We start from the raw sequence: 17,028 nt of genomic DNA on the forward strand, positions 1-17,028 counted from the left end.
ACATGCTCGACACCTCATTTCCATCCTGGCCCAGTTTCACCATCGAAGAAGCAGACGCTATTCGCGATACGCTGCTGAGCAATCGAGTCAATTATTGGACCGGGCAGGAATGTCGGCATTTCGAGTCCGAATTTGCTGCATTCTCTCAAACCCGCCACGCCGTTGCCCTGGCCAATGGCACCCTGGCGCTGGATGCTGCTTTAAAAGCATTGAGCATCGGCCCGGGTGACGAAGTCATTGTTACTTCTCGTACATTTCTCGCATCCGTCAGTAGTATTGTGCAAGCAGGCGCAACACCAGTTTTTGCCGATGTTTGCCCCAATTCTCAAAATATTTGTCCCTGCACAGTAAGGCCGGTGTTGACCAAAAAAACCAAGGCAATTCTCTGTGTTCACCTTGCAGGTTGGCCCTGCGACATGAAAGGCCTGGCCGATATTGCGAAATCAGAAAACCTGTACCTGATCGAAGACTGTGCGCAAGCGCATGGCGCCCTGCGCGATGGGCAGGCAGTAGGCTCGTTTGGCGACATTGCAGCCTGGTCTTTTTGCCAAGACAAAATCATGACCACGGGCGGTGAGGGCGGTATGGTTACCACCAACAATCCTGAACTGTGGGATCGGGTTTGGTCCCTGAAAGACCACGGTAAGAGTTATGACGCAGTGTACAACCGGCAGCATCCCCCCGGTTTTCGCTGGCTGCATGAAAGCTTTGGTACCAACTGGCGCATGCTTGAAATTCAGGCCGTAATTGGTCGAATTCAGTTGCGCCGCATGCCTCAGTGGCACGCCACACGTTTGCAACACGCCACACGCATTTGGCAGCATGCTAGCGGCATTGCGGGTTTGCGCGTGCCGCGAATTCCTTCGAGTGTAGAACACGCGGCTTATAAAGCCTATGTGTTCATCGAGCCCTCGGCCCTCAAAGCCGACTGGAGTCGCGATCGCATACTTGCTGAAATCAACGCACAAGGCGTGCCTTGCTACTCGGGCTCTTGCAGCGAGGTTTATCTTGAAAAGGCATTTGACTCAACACCCTTCAGGCCAGAAAAAAGACTGCCCAACGCGCAGCGTTTGGGCGAAACAAGCCTCATGTTCTTGGTGCACCCCACCTTGACGGCTGAGCATATTGATCAAACCTGTGGCGTACTTCAGCGTGTCATGGCGCAGGCGGTCAAACCATGAGTAAACCCAACAACGCAGCGGTGCGCATGTCGCGCGTAGCAACCGCGTTGCCGCGCAGCACCAAACAAATCATCACCATTGTGGTCGATTTCATCAGCTTGTTCTTTGCCGTGTGGGGGGCTTATTGTTTGCGCCTGGGGTATTGGTACGAGCCCTCTGCCGAGCAATTTGCGTTGTTTTTGCTCGCGCCCGTTATTGCGGCGCCCATTTTTGTAGTTAACGGCTTGTACCGCTCTGTTATTCGTTATGTGGGCGAGCAGGCCTTGTTGGCCATAGTTAAATCAATGGGCGTGGCAACCCTGTTGTGGACCGGTGTTGCCTTCATGACCGAAATGCGCGGGCTTGAGGGCGTGCCTCGTTCGGTTCCCCTGCTTTATTTCATGCTGGCAACCGGTTTTGTGGCGGCCACGCGTTTTGGCGCACGCTGGTTATTGTGGTTGCCATTGCGCAAGCGTTTTGGCAACGAGCAAATTTTGATTTTCGGTGCAGGGCAGGCTGGGCATCAATTGGCCACAAGCCTGTTGCAAGGCGACAAACTATTTCCCGCTGCATTTGTAGATGACAACCCCAGTCTTGTTGGCAAAGACCTTGGTGGTCTTCGCGTACACAGCGTGAATCAATTGCCTTGGTTGATTGAACACTACGAGGTGTCCAGCGTTATTGTATGCCTGCCTGATGTCAGTAGCGAAAAGCGCCGCGAAGTGGTTGAACTGCTTGAGCAGCACCGCCTTAAGGTTCGAATTCTTCCCGGCCTAAGCGACATTGTGAGCGGTCGCAACCTGGTTAGTTTAGTGCGTGAGGTGGACGTGGGCGACCTGTTGGGTCGCGATCCAATTGCGGCTGACCCTGCACTGCTTCACAAGTGCATCACCGGCAAAGTGGTGTTGGTCACTGGTGCTGGCGGCAGTATTGGTTCTGAACTTTGTCACCAAATTGCAGCGCTTTCGCCCAAGCAATTAATTTTGCTTGATCACAGCGAACCAGCGCTATACCAGGTTCACCGTAAAGTAGAGGGCTTGAATACCTGCCAAGTGGTTCCATGCTTGGGGTCTGTGGCCGACGCGGCTTTGGTTCAATATGTGTTCCAAACCCATGGCATTCAAACGGTTTATCACGCAGCCGCCCACAAGCACGTGCCTTTGGTCGAAAGCAATATTTCCGAAGGCGTTAAAAACAATATTTTGGGCACACAAAACGTTGCCAAAGCCGCAGCGGAATTCGGTTCAGAAACCTTTGTCCTTATATCTACCGACAAAGCTGTACGGCCCACCAATGTAATGGGCTCCACCAAACGTTGGGCCGAACTGGCCATTCAGCAGGTTGCACTTCAACAGCAAGGCAAAAGTAGTAAAACCATTTTTTGCGCGGTGCGTTTCGGCAATGTGTTGGGTTCTTCTGGCAGCGTTATTCCTTTGTTCAAAGAGCAAATTCAAAAGGGTGGGCCAATCACGGTGACACATCCTGAAATAAATCGCTTTTTCATGAGCATTCACGAAGCGGTTGAACTGGTTATTCAGGCTGGCAGCATGGCGCAGGGCGGCGAAGTGTTTTTGCTCGACATGGGCGAAAGCGTCAAAATTGTTGATCTCGCAAAAAAAATGATCAGCCTTGCCGGGCTTGCAGAAAGAACGGCAGACGGCAAAGGCGATATTGAAATTCAGTTCACTGGTTTGCGTCCTGGCGAAAAGTTATACGAAGAGTTATTGATCGACAGCGCGGGGGCTGAGAAAACAGCGCATCCGAAAATTATGCGTGCACACGAGGCCGGGCTGAGCGCAGAGCAATGGGTACAAGTGTTCTCAAAATTGTTTGAACAATTAAATGCGCATCAAGAAAGCGGCGCCAAAAAGCTACTACTTGATGTGGCCAATGATCAAACCAATTTCCATCTTCAGGAGGCGGGTCATGTCAGTCAGTGAATGTCGAATTATTGAACTGCCCAAAATTTCGGATCCAAGGGGCAACCTTACTTTCGTTGAAGGACAAAATCACATTCCATTTGATATCAAGCGGGTGTACTACCTCTATGACGTACCTGGCGGTGAAAGTCGGGCTGCCCATGGTCACAAGGCTTTACACCAACTCATGATTGCCATGTCTGGTAGTTTTTCAGTGTTGCTGGATGATGGAAAACAGAAGAAGGAATTTCACCTGAATCGCTCCTACTACGGGCTTTACATTCCCCCGATGATTTGGCGTGACTTGTACAACTTCTCCTCTGGTTCGGTATGTATGGTGCTTGCTTCAGAGCAGTACGATGAGTCAGATTACTACCGCAATTACGACGAGTTTCTTAAAGCCAGTCAATCATGAAAGTACCTTTTTTAAATCTGGGCGCAATCAATCGCCAATACCAAACCGAATTCGCCTTAGCCCAGCAAGCGGTGTTAGATTACGGTTGGTTTATCATGGGGCCTCAACTTGAGGCATTTGAAAAAGAGTTCGCGGCTTATTGCGAAGTTCCTCATGCGGTGGGTGTAGCCAACGGACTTGATGCGCTCATTCTGATCTTGAAAGCCATGGATATTGGCCCAGGCGACGAGGTTATTGTTCCTACCAACACCTATATAGCCACCTGGTTGGCTGCGAGCCATGTTGGTGCAACCCCGGTCGGCGTTGAGCCAAACGCGCACACTTACAATCTTGACCCCACGCAAATCGAGAAAGCGATTACGCCGCGCACCAAAGCAATTATTGCTGTTCACCTGTACGGGCAGGTTGCCGACATGGGTCCAATCAAGGCTCTGGCCAAGCAACACCACTTAAAGGTTATCGAAGATGCCGCGCAAGCACATGGTGCACGTGTATCGGGACAGCGTGCTGGTGGTTTGGGCCATGCAGCGGGTTTCAGTTTTTATCCAGGCAAGAATCTGGGGGCTTTGGGCGATGGTGGTGCTGTCACCACCAATGATCCCGCCTTGTATGAAAGGATCCGAACGCTTCGCAACTATGGTTCCGCCACCAAGTATTTCAACGACGAAATTGGTTACAACAGCCGTCTCGACGAATTGCAAGCCGCATTTCTGAGAATCAAGCTTCGCGATCTGGATCGTCAAAATCAAATTCGACAAAGTATTGCCAAGCAATACACCGAAGGCCTCAAAGGTTTGCCACTCACTTTGCCTCAGTTTGATGCGGCACAAGAACCAGTATGGCATTTGTATGTGGTTCGCTCATCGCAACGTGCAGCGTTGGTAGATCATCTCAATGCGTGTGGTGTGGGTACCGTCATTCATTATCCCGTTGCGCCGCACTTGCAAAAAGCCTATCAGCACTTGCACCTGGGTAAAGGTAGCTTTCCCTTGGCTGAAGTATTGCAAGAGGAAGTGCTAAGCCTGCCGGTCGACCCCACCATGACACAGTCACAAATTGAACACGTCATTCAGTCTGTGTGTAGTTTTTTCCGCTAAGACAAAGGCCAATCGTGGGGCTTATCAAAACCAGTTTGCTCAACGCCATCGCGGTCATTGTTAAAATTCTGACCGCACTTGGCTTGAACAAAGTGTTGGCTATTTATGTGGGGCCCTCTGGTTATGCATTAATAGGTCAGTTTCAGCAGGCGCTGGTTATTGTGTCAGCGTTGGCTGGGCAGGCTATCCAGAATGGCGTCACGAAGTACACCGCCGAGTACGGCGTTGACCAAGCTGCACAAAATCGTTTGTGGTCCACTGCCTTCGTATTCGGTCTCGGAGTGGCCCTTCTCTGTGGTGTTGTGCTTGTTCTATTTTCCAGGCAACTTTCTCTTCAGTTGTTGGGTAGCGACGAATTTCAGTCCGTCTTTTTTTGGCTTGCTGCCGCGCTACCCTTACTCGCCATCAATTGCCTGGGTTTGGCTGTTCTCAATGGCCGCAAAGAAGTCGTCAACTACGTTAGCTTGAACATTGCACTGTCAATTCTGGGTGCAGCCATCGCTTCGCTTTTGGCCGTGTGGAAAGGCCTGTATGGCGCGTTGGTTGCTCTTGCAATCAGCCAGGCCGTTGTGGGTTTGTTAACCATTGTTGTACTACTTAAAAAACCCTGGTTCCAACTCAAGTTTCAATTGGCCAGTTTTGATGTTTCCGAGCTACGCAAATTGCTGGGCTTCGGTCTCATGGCCTTGGTGGGTGCATTGGTTGCACCTGCGGTTCAAATTGCAATACGAAATTTCTTGATCGAAACTCAGGGTGCCAGCCCAGTAGGTCAATGGCATGCGGTTACTCGCATTAGCGATGTATACCTTATGTTCATTACTACAACGCTCAGCGTATACCTGTTGCCCAGAGTGTCGGAAACGCAAAGCTGGTCTGTCCTCAAGCGAGAAATCATCAAGGTTTACCAACTCGCCTTGCCTGCTGCTTTTTTAATGGCAATGGCAATTTACCTTCTGCGTTTTCAAATTACGCCGATTCTTTTTGATTCAAGTTTCGCCGGTATGGAAGTGTATTATCCGCTTCAATTGCTGGCAGATTTCCTCAAGATTGGAAGCTGGGTACTCGGTTTTGTCATGCTCGGTAAAGCCATGGTGAAATGGTATGTCCTAGCCGAGCTTCTGTTTGGGCTCAGTTTCCTGATACTTGGGTTCTGGCTTGGCGCCGATCATGGAATCGAAGGGGTTTTACTTGCTCAGGCGCTTAACTCCGCTTTATTCTGGTTTTATTGCTGGCTGGTAATTGTTAAAGACCTACCCTCGAAAATGGTTATGTAAAAAATGAGTTCACACGAAAAAAAAGGAATTGTGACGGTCATGGTTGCTATGTACAACCATGAAGCCACTGTAGTTCCTGCACTGGAAAGTCTGTTGCAATCTGACGTGTCAAAGGTTGAGTTGATTGTTTGTGACGACAAATCCAAAGACAATTCCATTCAGGTTTGTCGAACATGGCTTGAGCAGCATGGGCATCATTTTGAGTCTTGGCAGCTAATCGAGAACGAAGTGAATCTTGGAATCAATGGCAACCTCAATAAGTTGGTTGCCTTGGCCAACGGTGAATACCTCACACATTTCGCGTCAGACGATTTGTTGGCACCCCAGGCCATTGATTTGCAACGCAACTACATGCTGCGCAATTCTGACAAAGATTTTGTATGGGGTAATTGTGCAATTATCGATTTGCAAGGCAGTACCATCAAGGCGCGCGTTATTAACGGGTTTCAAAATATTCTGTTCAAAATCCAGTTCTTTTTGATGCTCGATTTAATCTACGTTTGGGGTTTACCGTGGTGTCGTTTGTTTGGAAAAACAAAGGTATTTCGAAGTTTTGGTCCGTACCCCAGCGAGTATTCGCTGGAAGATCGCTGGTCAGCCCTTAAAATTGCTGAAACGAAACGCTTTGGGTACATGCACAACGTGGTGCATCTTTATCGTTTTCGCGGGCGCGGAGAGAATCAATACACACCTGGAGTAGATCAAATGTTGATTCGCTCAGATTGTGCAAGAACAGAGTCAGATATTTACGCAGATACGGCGATACCTTGGCTTAGAAACTACCTCTGGTTCCGCACTTTGCCTTATCGTTTGCAACAAAAAAACTCGCATCAACTGTCTTGGTTGCTGGCCAAGCTAAACCGGCTTTTTCACCTCGGCCTGCGAGTCATACAATTTCGGGGATAAGGAATGAGCAAAAACAAAAAACTGGTAATCGTTGGTGCAGGAGAAACTGCACTGATCGCCTATGAGTACTTCACTGTTGATACTGACTACGAGGTAGTGGCCTTCTCCGTAGAGTCTGCCTACCTGAAGGAGAAAGAACAGTGTGGGTTACCTGTGGTGCCCTTTGAAGAATTACAAAATTCATATTCTCCTCAAGAGGTAGAAGCTTTTGTTGCGATCAGCTCAACCAAACTCAACAGAATTAGAAAGCGCCTTTACCTTGAAACCAAAGCCAAGGGATACCGGTTGGCCAGTTACGTTAGCCCACGTGCTTTTGTGTGGCGCAACGTTGAAATTGGCGAAAACTGTTTCGTATTCGAAGACAACACACTTCAGCCCTTCGTGAAGTTAGGCAATAACATCGTGCTCTGGAGTGGCAATCACATCGGGCACAACACGGTTATTCGCGATCATTGTTTCCTGGCCTCTCAAGTAGTTGTCTCTGGCTATTGCGAAATCGGAGAAAACTGTTTCTTGGGCGTTAATTCAACCTTGATCAATAACATTACCTTGGGCGAAGACTGCTTCATTGGCGCAGGTGCATTGATTCAAAAAAGTACCGAGGCAGGCCAGCTGATACAGGCCCCAAGTACAGAGGCCTCCAAAGTAGGTGCTCGCAGATTGTTTCGCATCAAGGACGGCGAATGAAGTGGCAAAAAAAAGGCCATATTTATGGTCCAAGTGGTACGCCCAGCTGGGCACAAAACAGTGCACTTACACCCACCCCTATTTTGTTGAATCCAGACACCATAAGGGTTTATGCAGGGTTTCGTGATTCTCAGGGGGTAAGCCGAATCGGGTTTGTTGATGTCGACTCCAACAACCCGGGCAAAGTACTTCGTGTTTCCGAAACCCCCGCGTTGGATATTGGCCAACCCGGTGCATTTGACGACAATGGAGTAATACTTGGTGATGTCATTAAAGTTGGCGAATCACTTCATATGTATTACGTGGGTTTTCAGCTGGTTGCCAAAGCCAAGTTTTTAGCATTCAGTGGACTGGCTGTCAGTACCGATGGTGGCGACAGTTTTAAGCGCGTGTCCGCTGCCCCCGTACTTGATCGTGCCAACGAGGGAATTTACATTCGGGCAATTCACAGCGTTCATCTAGAGAACAGTCGCTTTCGTGCATGGTACGCCTGTGATGACGGCTGGGAGTTAATCGACGGTAAACCCTATCCTCGTTATCAAATCCGTCACGTGTCATCCGCTAACGGCATTCATTTTGATCAGGAAACTCAACCCTGCATTCCACTGTCTGGCGATGAGTACCGAATAGGACGGCCCAGAGTATTTTTTGTCAAAGGTCAGCGCTACATGCATTTCACCTGGGGTACTCCGCAAGGCGACTACTTCCCCGGACTTGCCAAGTCTGACGACGGTTTGCACTGGACTCGAATTGATGATCAATTGGGTATTTCTCTCGCCCCTCAGGGTTGGGACAGTAAACATCTCTGTTACCCCGCGTTACTGCAGGTGAATGACAAAACGTTGATGTTTTACAACGGCAACAACATGGGACTAGAAGGGTTTGGATGGGCCGAACTGGAGTCGACTGAATAATGGAAGTCGTTCGGTACTCGCCAGGCCATAAGGCCCGCTGGAATCAGTTTGTAGCCAAGTCAAAAAATGGCACCTTTCTATTTGATCGAGATTACATGGAATACCATGCTGATCGATTTCAAGATCACTCGCTCTTGATTCTAGACGAGAAAGGTAACATTCATGCTGTGCTCGCGGGAAGTGCTCATGACCAACAATTGGTGTCACATGGTGGGCTAACTTATGGCGGCTTGGTCGTCACCAGCGACGCAAAGCTGAGTCAGGTTCGCGACTGGTTTGTACTAATTGGCAAATACCTGCATGCAGCCGGTTTTAATTCTGTTTTGTACAAAGCAATACCTCCTATTTACCACACCATGCCCGCTGCGGAAGATCTCTATTGCCTTCATCAAATGGGGGCAAAACTGATTCGCCGCGATGCGTCCACTGTTATTCACTTACCCAGTCAACTCAGGTTCTCGAAAGGCAAGAAAGAAGGAATCAAGAAAGGTGTGCAAGCTGGTGTCGAAGTATCGGAAGGTACAAATTTCGCCAGCTTCTTTCAATTAGGACAACAAGTATTGCAATCACGGCACGGCGTTAAGCCAGTTCATTCTGCCGATGAAATGAGTTTGCTCAATGGCCGTTTCCCGAACAATATTCGCCTGTTCAATGCCACTCTCGGCGGCACACTATTGGCGGGTGTACTGGTTTTTGTTGATCGAAAAACTGCGCACACGCAGTACATGTTCAATTCAGACCAAGGTTTGCAATGTGGTGCGCTCGACTTGTTGCTAGCCCACCTAATCCAACAAGAGTTTGCAGATCTCGACTACTTCAGTTTCGGCATTTCTACTGAACAGCAGGGAACCCATCTTAATGAAGGGCTTTGCCTACAAAAAGAAATGTTCGGTGGGCGTACCATTTGCCACGACTTCTACGAATGGTCACTTGCCCAGTAATCCCATCAAATACTTGCCGTACTCGTTCTTCACCAAAGGCTTCGCGAGTTTGCGCACTTGCTCCTCGTTAATCCAACCTTGCATAAAGGCAATTTCTTCAGGGCAACTCACCATCAAGCCCTGCCGCCTTTGAATGGTGTGAATAAACGAAGCCGCATCCAACAAGCTGTCATGCGTACCTGTGTCCAGCCAAGTGTATCCACGGCGCATAATTTCAACTTGTAATTGGCCCATTTCCAGGTAGCGCTTGTTGACATCGGTAATTTCAAGTTCCCCTCTTGCTGAGGGTTTAATTGTGTGTGCAATTTCACATACCTGGTGATCGTAGAAATACAGACCAGTCACCGCATAATTACTCTTGGGTTTCTTTGGTTTTTCCTCAATGTCTATTGCACGTTGTTGATCGTCAAAACTAACTACGCCATACCGTTCCGGGTCGTGTACATGGTAGGCAAATACTGTAGCGCCCGCATCATGTTTACTCACTGTATGTAACTGTTCTGCAAGGGCGTGACCGTAGAAAATATTGTCTCCAAGAATTAAACAACTCGGGTTGCCATCAATAAAATCTTCAGCAATCAGAAAGGCCTGTGCCAAACCATCCGGGTTCTGTTGAATCCCGTACTCAATTTTCATTCCCCACTGGGAACCGTCGCCAAGCAAGGTTTTAAACAAGGGTATGTCTTGCGGGGTTGAAATCAGCATCACTTCACGAATACCTGCCAACATCAAGGTGCTCAGCGGGTAGTACACCATGGGCTTGTCATACACCGGCATCAATTGTTTTGAAATTGCCGTAGTCACTGGGTACAAGCGGGTGCCCGACCCACCAGCCAGCAAAATGCCTTTTCTATTGTTCATTGGGTTGCCCATTCGTAAGTTTTTATCAAACCTTCTTGCAAGGTTATTTCTGCCTTGTAGCCTAGTTCAGCTTCAATCTTTGAAATATTCGCCAAGGACGTGTGTATCTCGCCCTCTCGGGCCGGTCCAAGTTTCGCGGGTAAGTTGGTACCCACAACATCGCACAAAATTTGCCACAGCATGTTAATTGTAACGCTCTCGCCCCTGCCAACGTTGTAAGCCGCAAAGCCTTGTTTTTTGCTGTTCATCGCTTTGATCAATGCTTGAACAACATCACCCACATACACAAAGTCACGAGTTTGGCTGCCATCGCCGTAAATGGTCGGGGCCAGTCCTCTGCGTAATCGATCAATAAAAATGGAAATTACTCCAGAGTAGGGTGAAGATGGGTCTTGGCGGGGGCCATAAACATTAAAAAACCGCATGCCGACAGAATTCACGTTGTACAAATTTGCAAACAGTTCAGCGTGTTGTTCGCACATCAATTTGTGCAGGCCGTACGGTGATATAGGTTGTCCCGCCATAGTTTCCGAAACGGGGTATGAATGCCTGTTTCCGTAAACCGCAGCCGAGCTGGCAAACACAATTTTTTTATTGCCTTGCTTTCTACTGGCTTCCAGAAGATTCAATGTTCCTTCCAGATTAATGCTGAACGACTCTGTTGGGCGTTCAATTGACTGCGGAACAGAGACCAAAGCGGCCAAGTGAAATGCCCCTGCTGTTTCTGCAAGCAGGTTTTCAACCAACGATTGGTCACGGATATCACCCTCCACCAAGCACGTGTTTGGTCCAAGCCAATTCTCAATGTTCTCACGCCGACCACTACTAAGGTTGTCAAGAACAATGACCTGGTGATCAAGGCCGTTCAATGCACTGACCAAATGCGACCCGATAAATCCTGCACCGCCGGTGACTAGGTATTTAGCCAAACCAAAGTCCTTTTGTAGATGATTAAACTGAATGGCGATATTATCACCGCCTATCCCCACTCACACCAACCTCGAATGGATCCAGCATCGGTGGATCAAACCTCAGTGGGCTTCACGTAGGTAGTTGTACTTTCTCGCAATATTTAGTCGCAATAACCCCCATCCTGATTACGTACTCAACCCTGTTTTTGCCTCCCGCCCCACCCAGTGCTAGCGTGCTCGTTTGTTCAAAACATGCAGGCTTTGACCATGTACCGCATCTTGTTCGTTTTGGTATTGCTGCTGCCCCTTACTCCCGTTTCCTCGGAGGCCTTTGTGTTCAGAAAAATTGTTTACTGCTCGCCCATCGAAGGGTTTATTCATTGGCAAGGAAAGCCATTGGACAACTTAAAGGTGACTCGACTGTTGCGAAGTGGCGGATTTGAGAATGGTGAGTATCAAGACCACGTTCAAACAGACTCTGAAGGTCGCTTTCAATTTCAACCTGTCGCTGAGCGTCGATTCTTAAGGCCTGACTTGTTGTCTGCCAATCCTCGAGTCTCTCAGGTGATTGAGGCCTTGTATGAAGGCAAGCCTTACACAATTTGGTCTTACAGCAAACACGACTTTAATTTAGGCACGGAATCAAACGATGGCGTCATTCGAATTAACTGTGATCTAGCAAAGTTTGAAGAGTTTTCATTTGGGCGCATCGTGCGCTGCCAACACAACGGGAATCAACCTCTATGAATGAATTAAATCCGACTCAAATCTTTGTTTTGTCCGACAAGGCCTACGAGCTCAAGAGAACCTTCTCTCAAGTTGTAAAACGGGATTTAGCAAATGCGCTGCCTTTTGTGAATGTTGAGACTCTCAAGCCAATCACCGCCTCCTCCGGTCTCACCACCCCCATTCCCAGCGGCTTCGGCTTCATGGCTCAGCTCAATGGTGGTCGCTCCCGCGAAATCGTCATCGCCACCCGTGGCACAGCCACTTGGGCTGATGCTGGTACCGACATCAACGCCATTCCTACCCCTGGCCCCACTGGCCACGCCATTCACAAAGGCTTTGGCACCACATTCAAAAGCTATGTTCAGCAGCTTAATGAATTCATCAAGCAACAAAACCTTGGTTTCAAGCCCACCGCAGTGCACTGCATGGGCCACAGCCTGGGCGGGGCATTGGCCAACCTCAATGCAGCGGCTTGTGCCGAACTGGGCTTGAATTCTTACCTGTACACCGTGGCTGCACCCCGCGTGGGTATGGTGCCATATGCCGAGCACCTAAGTAAAAAAATGAAAGTGGCCCATGTGTACCGCGTGGCCAACGAGGCAGACATTGTCACCATGGTGCCGTGCTATCCCTTCGTGCACTCGCCCTATGTGCATGGCACTTACTTGCTAGAAGCCGGCATGCTGAAAATTAATCCCATGCAGCATATGCTGGCCAATGGCTATGGCAGCATGGTCAACAGCAGTTGGAAACAAATGCAAAGCCAAAGCCTGAGCAAACAACAGCAGCTTGAAAACTCCCTGTACCCAGCCAACAACAAGGAAGCAGGGCAGTTTGAACAACTCGCCAAAATGCCGGGTGCCATGTTCAGTGGGCGCTTGCTCAAGCTGATCAACAAAGCCATTCACGACATGCTGAGCCGCTTGGGCGCGCAAAGCCTGCTCAGCGTAAGCCATTACGGCACGGGGGCATTCACGGTATTGGATCAGCTCTCGGAAATACTCGCCCGCTACGCCCAAGCCAGCCACAAACAGGCCAAAGAGGTAGCTGGCATGCTCAATGCCATCATGGCTTACCTGGGCCGCTCAACTTATGCATTGGCCGATGCTTCAGTGGCCACCATTCGCTGGGTGTTCAACCTGCTGCACCTGTCGGTAACTACCATGGCCAAACAGGCCATTCAACTGGTGGGGCGGTAATCATTCAATTCCTGCCAACCAATTCTCCACTCGCCCGTTAGCAATTAATGGCCTCTAGCTGAATCCAAAAGGCTGTAACACGTGTAACAAAGGCAGGCGTATACTTCACCCTTAGGTGCTGTGTCACAAACCTGCCATGAAGCAGGTGCAATAATTACGAAATATTACCTGTAGCAATTTGCCGCCTCGGGCATTTTTAATGACTTAAATAAAACAATGTGCTTGCCTGCCCGCAAGCACTGTTTCATGTGTGTGGAGCATCATGCAAACAGCAGCGGCGCTAAGCCTGAATTGGCCTTCGGCCATGGTAGGGCTGTTATGTAGCTTTCTGGTGGCCTTGTTTATTGTATTAACTAAAAAATGGCATGGCCGCCTTACACTCGATGCCCCCCAGGGCATCCAAAAATTTCACACCATTCCAACGCCCCGCATTGGCGGTATCGCGCTGGCCGTGGGCTTAATTGCGGCTTGGTCATTCCTGCCCGTGGGCAGCAACCGCCAACACTTGTTGGGCCTGTTGTTGTTGGGCGCCTTGCCAGCATTTGCCTTTGGCCTGGCTGAAGATATTACCAAGCGCATTAGCGTGAAAGCCCGCCTGTTGGCTACCATTGCCAGCGGTTTAATCGCAGCATTGCTGACTGGTTACTGGGTCAGTTTTGTGAATGTACCGGGCGTAGACCTGTTGCTGGCACTGGCCCCAATCGGCCTCATATTCACCGCCTTTGCCGTGGCAGGTATTGCCAACAGCGTGAATATTGTTGATGGTTTCAATGGACTGGCTGGTGGCGTGGTGGTGCTTATGTTGCTTACGCTGGCCGCCATCGCGTGGCGTGTAGACGACTTCGTCATCATTCAGCTGGCGCTACTGGGCGTGTCGGTTACCTTGGGTTTTTTGTTCATCAACTACCCCAAGGGCCACCTGTTTCTGGGCGATGCTGGGGCCTATTTCCTAGGCTACTACGTCGCCATGCTGGCTGTAATGCTGGCCATGCGCAATCCTGTTGACGTAAGCCCATGGGCCATGTTGCTGGTGTGCGGTTACCCGGTGATTGAAACACTGTTCAGTGTGTACCGCCGAACCACGCGCAAACGCAGGCACAACCCTGGCGCGCCCGATGCTTCCCATTTACACAGCTTGGTGTACCGCCGCGTGGTTAGCCGCAAACTGTTGCCTTATGCGCCGGCTTGGCAGCGCAATGCTGCCACTTCCCCGTTAATGTGGATTTACGCCGCAGTGCCCATGCTGGGCGCCGTGTTCTGGCCAGAAAGCCTGGGCATGGTGTTGGCATGGTTGGCGTTCAGCGTAGTGGCCTATGTGCGGCTGTACCGCCGCATGCTGGTATTGGGTATTTTCTTTCGCAGGCGTGCGCACTAAAACGCACTTGTAAAATAGACACCAGAATATCCATAAATTGTTATAATTAGGTTTTAAGGATACTATTGTGTCTTAAATGAATATCAGTTTGTCTACTGAAACCAACCTGCAAAATCAGCTGGCCCAGCACCTTCAGCGGCTGCGCAAGCAGCAAAAGCTGTCTCGTCAGGCATTGGAAAAAATTAGCACTGTGCCAGCGCCCACCATTAAAAAGTTTGAAACCACCGGCCAAATATCGCTACGCCAGTTTTTGCTGCTTTGGGAGTGCCTGGACAACATAGACCGCCTGGCCATGCTGCTTAATCAGCGGCACAACAACACCATAGCCCACCCAACAACCATCGAACAGGTGCTGGCCGATGAGTTTTAAACCCATCCAAAAACTGAATGTAAGCCGCACCCTGTCAACTGGCCAGGAAGTTGACGTGGGCACCCTGGCGCAAAACAGGCAAGGCGTTTACTTTCAGTACCACGACAATTATTTGGGCCGTTTCGGCAATTTGTCGCCTTACGCGCTGAATAACACATTGGCCCTTCAGCAAGCCCCGGCTGGCCCGCACCAGGGCCTGCATGGTGTGTTTGCCGATAGCCTGCCCGATGGCTGGGGGTTGTTGCTTCAAGGCCGCGTGTTTCGCCAGCATGGCATACTGCCCAACGTGCTCACGCAAATGGACCGCCTGGCCTTTGTTGGGCAGGGTGCAGTGGGTGCCTTGGCGTACGCCCCCAATTCACAATATGCAGCTATAACACAAAGCGATATTGACCTTTCTGACTTGGGCCAACAAGCCCAAGCCGTGTTCGAGGGGCAAACAGGGGAGGTGCTGCAAGCCTTGGTAGTCAGCGGAAATTCGGGAGGTGCAAGGCCCAAGGCCTTGATATATGCGCAACCCGGCAACTGGGCCAACTGCAGCACGGCATCCAGGGCGGGCGATGAAGCCTGGTTGGTTAAATTTACTTCCGCAAGTTTGCCCTTGGGCCATGAGGAAGGTATTTGCGAAGCGGTGTACTTGCTGCTTGCCGAGCAACTTCAGCTTGAACCGCCGCAACACACTCTGGTTCAACCTGGCTATGCCAATCGTGAGTACCCTTGGCTGGCTTTAAAGCGTTTTGACTGGGTTTCCAATCAAGAGGGCCCGGCCGGCCGCTTGCACATGCATAGTGCTTGTGGCCTGTTGGGTGCAGACTTTCGCTTGCCCAGTCTGGATTACCTAACGCTAATTTCAGCAACCCGGCGCTTGTGTAAATCGCCCGCGGCAGCTCAGCTTCAATTTCGGCGCGCGGTATTCAATTTGCTGGCGAGCAATCAAGACGACCACAGCAAAAACTGGGCGTTTTTGCAGAACGACCAAGGCCACTGGCAGCCTGCACCTTTTTACGATGTCACCTTTAGCCCCCACCCCCACGGTGAGCACAGCACGGCATTTGCAGGGTTTGGCAAAGCGCCGCCGTTGAAGGCTGTTCAGGGCCTGGCAGCTGCAGCAGGTGTTGCGAATTGGGGCGAAGCCAGGCAAATTGTTGAACACACCGTTCATGCCCTTGCTCAGTTTGAAACCTTGGCCAAGGCGGTAGGTTTAAGCCAAGAAACCAGCGCCTTAATCGCCAAGCAGTTAGACGAAACCAGAAAGGCAAATCAAGGCTTGCTCGCGAGCAGTTAAAAAAATTGCTTTATTTTGCTCAGGTTTTTAAACACCAAGGTGCCAAAACCGCCCACGCCGTTGTTGCGCAGGGCGGTCATGTCTTCGCGGCTTTTCTGCATAATTTTCTTAAGCGACTTGTTACTCTCGCCGCCCACCCGCATTTTGACCAACACGCGCGGAATGTAAGCCAGTTGAATTTGCCCCTTGTGCAGGTAGCGCAGCATGGCGTCGTAATCGGCCGCAATGCGCAGGCTGGTGTCATAGCCGCCCCATTGCTCAATTACCTCGCGCTTTAAAAACAGGGTAGGGTGCGGTGGCATCCACCCGCGCTTTAGTTTGCTGGGGTGGTATTGGCCCGATTCCCAATGGCGAATCACCTTGTTGGTGTCGTCTTTCGACACATACTGCAAATCGCCATACACCCCGTGCACACCGGGTTGGCTTAGTGCCTCTGCTACGTCGCGCAGCACATGCGGGTTGGCCAAAAAGTCGTCTGAATGCACCAGCCCAATTACATCGCCAGTGGCCAGTTTCAGCCCTTTGTTCAGCGCGTCGTAAATGCCACCATCGCGTTCGCTCACAAACACATCGTGCGCGCGCATGCGCTGCTGAATCAATTCAACCGAACCATCGCTGGAAGCGCCATCGACCAGCACATGTTCTGTGTTGGGGTAGCACTGCGATTGAACGGAATCGATCGAGCTGCTGAGTGTGCTGGCGCGGTTGTACACCGCAGTAATAATGGAAATTTTCATGAACTCAAGTTTGTTTCCGAAGTTGATTTTGGTCAATACAGAAACGCTCTAAACTACCCCCGCAAATGCGGGGAGCCGTCGGTATGAAATAGGTAAAACTACGCTATTTGTAGTCAATATTAGGTATGTGCGGTGCAGCAATGTAATAGACATGTAACGCTTCAGGCTTTACTATTTGGAGTGTTCAACTTTGAACGCAGCCGCACCTTCAGTTATCCATTTCCAACCGCGTTTCCCGCCTGTTGATC

The 17,028-nt window shown here is 50.1% G+C and carries 17 protein-coding genes; 14 read left to right on the forward strand and 3 right to left on the reverse strand.

Translation table 11 applies throughout. The features are described from left to right. The first annotated feature begins 2 nt into the window (after positions 1-2). The 9 genes from LMED105_RS01885 to LMED105_RS01925 are packed head-to-tail and all read left to right on the forward strand — an operon-like array spanning position 3 to position 9,313. Positions 3-1,181 (forward strand): DegT/DnrJ/EryC1/StrS aminotransferase family protein, encoded by a 1,179-nt coding sequence (locus tag LMED105_RS01885; protein ID WP_008247667.1) that lies wholly within the window; start codon positions 3-5, stop codon positions 1,179-1,181. Beyond that, a complete protein-coding gene (locus LMED105_RS01890; protein ID WP_008247668.1) occupies positions 1,178-3,100 on the forward strand; it encodes a nucleoside-diphosphate sugar epimerase/dehydratase in 1,923 nt (640 codons plus the stop codon). The genes LMED105_RS01885 and LMED105_RS01890 overlap by 4 nt, the downstream gene beginning before the upstream one ends. After that, positions 3,087-3,494, forward strand: coding sequence for an FdtA/QdtA family cupin domain-containing protein (locus LMED105_RS01895; protein WP_008247669.1), 408 nt, complete (start codon positions 3,087-3,089; stop codon positions 3,492-3,494). Before LMED105_RS01890 ends, LMED105_RS01895 begins: the two co-directional genes overlap by 14 nt. Then, the gene (locus LMED105_RS01900; RefSeq protein WP_008247670.1) at positions 3,491-4,591 is read left to right on the forward strand and encodes a DegT/DnrJ/EryC1/StrS aminotransferase family protein; all 1,101 of its coding nucleotides are present in this window, start codon (positions 3,491-3,493) and stop codon (positions 4,589-4,591) included. Before LMED105_RS01895 ends, LMED105_RS01900 begins: the two co-directional genes overlap by 4 nt. A gap of 14 nt (positions 4,592-4,605) precedes the next feature. Next, positions 4,606-5,865: an O-antigen translocase gene (locus LMED105_RS01905; protein WP_008247671.1), complete on the forward strand. Its 1,260-nt coding sequence runs from the start codon at positions 4,606-4,608 to the stop codon at positions 5,863-5,865. 39 nt (positions 5,866-5,904) lie between these two features. Then, on the forward strand, positions 5,905-6,771 hold the full coding sequence (locus LMED105_RS01910; RefSeq protein ID WP_232222692.1) for a glycosyltransferase family A protein: 867 nt from the start codon (positions 5,905-5,907) through the stop codon (positions 6,769-6,771). A gap of 3 nt (positions 6,772-6,774) precedes the next feature. Next, positions 6,775-7,458, forward strand: a complete 684-nt coding sequence (locus tag LMED105_RS01915; RefSeq protein WP_008247674.1) for an acetyltransferase — start codon at positions 6,775-6,777, stop codon at positions 7,456-7,458. Further along, entirely contained in the window at positions 7,455-8,372 is a 918-nt protein-coding gene (locus LMED105_RS01920) for a hypothetical protein (RefSeq protein ID WP_008247683.1), read from the forward strand. The genes LMED105_RS01915 and LMED105_RS01920 overlap by 4 nt, the downstream gene beginning before the upstream one ends. Further along, positions 8,372-9,313: a GNAT family N-acetyltransferase gene (locus LMED105_RS01925; RefSeq protein ID WP_008247684.1), complete on the forward strand. Its 942-nt coding sequence runs from the start codon at positions 8,372-8,374 to the stop codon at positions 9,311-9,313. Before LMED105_RS01920 ends, LMED105_RS01925 begins: the two co-directional genes overlap by 1 nt. Here LMED105_RS01925 and rfbA read toward each other — a convergent pair. Continuing rightward, positions 9,299-10,174, reverse strand: a complete 876-nt coding sequence (gene rfbA, locus LMED105_RS01930; RefSeq protein ID WP_008247685.1) for a glucose-1-phosphate thymidylyltransferase RfbA — start codon at positions 10,172-10,174, stop codon at positions 9,299-9,301. The genes LMED105_RS01925 and rfbA overlap by 15 nt on opposite strands. Continuing rightward, the gene (locus LMED105_RS01935) at positions 10,171-11,103 is read right to left on the reverse strand and encodes an NAD-dependent epimerase/dehydratase family protein (protein ID WP_040512058.1); all 933 of its coding nucleotides are present in this window, start codon (positions 11,101-11,103) and stop codon (positions 10,171-10,173) included. Before LMED105_RS01935 ends, rfbA begins: the two co-directional genes overlap by 4 nt. A 249-nt stretch (positions 11,104-11,352) precedes the next feature. Here LMED105_RS01935 and LMED105_RS01940 point away from each other — a divergent pair, with 249 nt between their 5' ends. The 5 genes from LMED105_RS01940 to LMED105_RS01960 all read left to right on the forward strand — a co-directional run bounded on the left by LMED105_RS01940 (position 11,353) and on the right by LMED105_RS01960 (position 16,043). After that, complete coding sequence (locus LMED105_RS01940) at positions 11,353-11,832, forward strand: DUF6795 domain-containing protein (protein WP_156799478.1); 480 nt, start codon at positions 11,353-11,355, stop codon at positions 11,830-11,832. Positions 11,833-12,014: 182 nt separating this feature from the next. Next, the gene (locus tag LMED105_RS01945; protein ID WP_198006772.1) at positions 12,015-13,013 is read left to right on the forward strand and encodes a lipase; all 999 of its coding nucleotides are present in this window, start codon (positions 12,015-12,017) and stop codon (positions 13,011-13,013) included. A 262-nt stretch (positions 13,014-13,275) separates the two neighbouring features. After that, the gene (locus tag LMED105_RS01950) at positions 13,276-14,388 is read left to right on the forward strand and encodes a glycosyltransferase (protein ID WP_008247692.1); all 1,113 of its coding nucleotides are present in this window, start codon (positions 13,276-13,278) and stop codon (positions 14,386-14,388) included. 76 nt (positions 14,389-14,464) lie between these two features. After that, on the forward strand, positions 14,465-14,758 hold the full coding sequence (locus LMED105_RS01955; RefSeq protein ID WP_008247694.1) for a transcriptional regulator: 294 nt from the start codon (positions 14,465-14,467) through the stop codon (positions 14,756-14,758). After that, entirely contained in the window at positions 14,748-16,043 is a 1,296-nt protein-coding gene (locus LMED105_RS01960) for a type II toxin-antitoxin system HipA family toxin (RefSeq protein ID WP_008247696.1), read from the forward strand. The genes LMED105_RS01955 and LMED105_RS01960 overlap by 11 nt, the downstream gene beginning before the upstream one ends. Here the strand turns inward: LMED105_RS01960 and LMED105_RS01965 are convergent. Continuing rightward, on the reverse strand, positions 16,040-16,780 hold the full coding sequence (locus LMED105_RS01965) for a glycosyltransferase family 2 protein (protein WP_040512211.1): 741 nt from the start codon (positions 16,778-16,780) through the stop codon (positions 16,040-16,042). The two genes, LMED105_RS01960 and LMED105_RS01965, sit on opposite strands and share 4 nt — an antisense overlap. Between the last annotated feature and the right edge of the window lie 248 nt (positions 16,781-17,028).

This window comes from Limnobacter sp. MED105 (assembly GCF_000170915.1).
GTDB lineage: Bacteria > Pseudomonadota > Gammaproteobacteria > Burkholderiales > Burkholderiaceae_B > Limnobacter.

Excerpts from the sequence above, each read along its gene's own strand:
- LMED105_RS01885 (WP_008247667.1), top strand. The coding sequence starts at position 3 with ATGCTCGACACCTCATTTCCATCCTGGCCCAGTTTCACCATCGAAGAA.
- LMED105_RS01890 (WP_008247668.1), top strand. The coding sequence starts at position 1,178 with ATGAGTAAACCCAACAACGCAGCGGTGCGCATGTCGCGCGTAGCAACC.
- LMED105_RS01895 (WP_008247669.1), top strand. The coding sequence starts at position 3,087 with ATGTCAGTCAGTGAATGTCGAATTATTGAACTGCCCAAAATTTCGGAT.
- LMED105_RS01900 (WP_008247670.1), top strand. The coding sequence starts at position 3,491 with ATGAAAGTACCTTTTTTAAATCTGGGCGCAATCAATCGCCAATACCAA.
- LMED105_RS01910 (WP_232222692.1), top strand. The coding sequence starts at position 5,905 with ATGGTTGCTATGTACAACCATGAAGCCACTGTAGTTCCTGCACTGGAA.
- LMED105_RS01915 (WP_008247674.1), top strand. The coding sequence starts at position 6,775 with ATGAGCAAAAACAAAAAACTGGTAATCGTTGGTGCAGGAGAAACTGCA.
- LMED105_RS01920 (WP_008247683.1), top strand. The coding sequence starts at position 7,455 with ATGAAGTGGCAAAAAAAAGGCCATATTTATGGTCCAAGTGGTACGCCC.
- LMED105_RS01925 (WP_008247684.1), top strand. The coding sequence starts at position 8,372 with ATGGAAGTCGTTCGGTACTCGCCAGGCCATAAGGCCCGCTGGAATCAG.
- rfbA (WP_008247685.1), bottom strand. The coding sequence starts at position 10,174 with ATGAACAATAGAAAAGGCATTTTGCTGGCTGGTGGGTCGGGCACCCGC.
- LMED105_RS01940 (WP_156799478.1), top strand. The coding sequence starts at position 11,353 with ATGTACCGCATCTTGTTCGTTTTGGTATTGCTGCTGCCCCTTACTCCC.
- LMED105_RS01945 (WP_198006772.1), top strand. The coding sequence starts at position 12,015 with ATGGCTCAGCTCAATGGTGGTCGCTCCCGCGAAATCGTCATCGCCACC.
- LMED105_RS01950 (WP_008247692.1), top strand. The coding sequence starts at position 13,276 with ATGCAAACAGCAGCGGCGCTAAGCCTGAATTGGCCTTCGGCCATGGTA.
- LMED105_RS01955 (WP_008247694.1), top strand. The coding sequence starts at position 14,465 with ATGAATATCAGTTTGTCTACTGAAACCAACCTGCAAAATCAGCTGGCC.
- LMED105_RS01960 (WP_008247696.1), top strand. The coding sequence starts at position 14,748 with ATGAGTTTTAAACCCATCCAAAAACTGAATGTAAGCCGCACCCTGTCA.
- LMED105_RS01965 (WP_040512211.1), bottom strand. The coding sequence starts at position 16,780 with ATGAAAATTTCCATTATTACTGCGGTGTACAACCGCGCCAGCACACTC.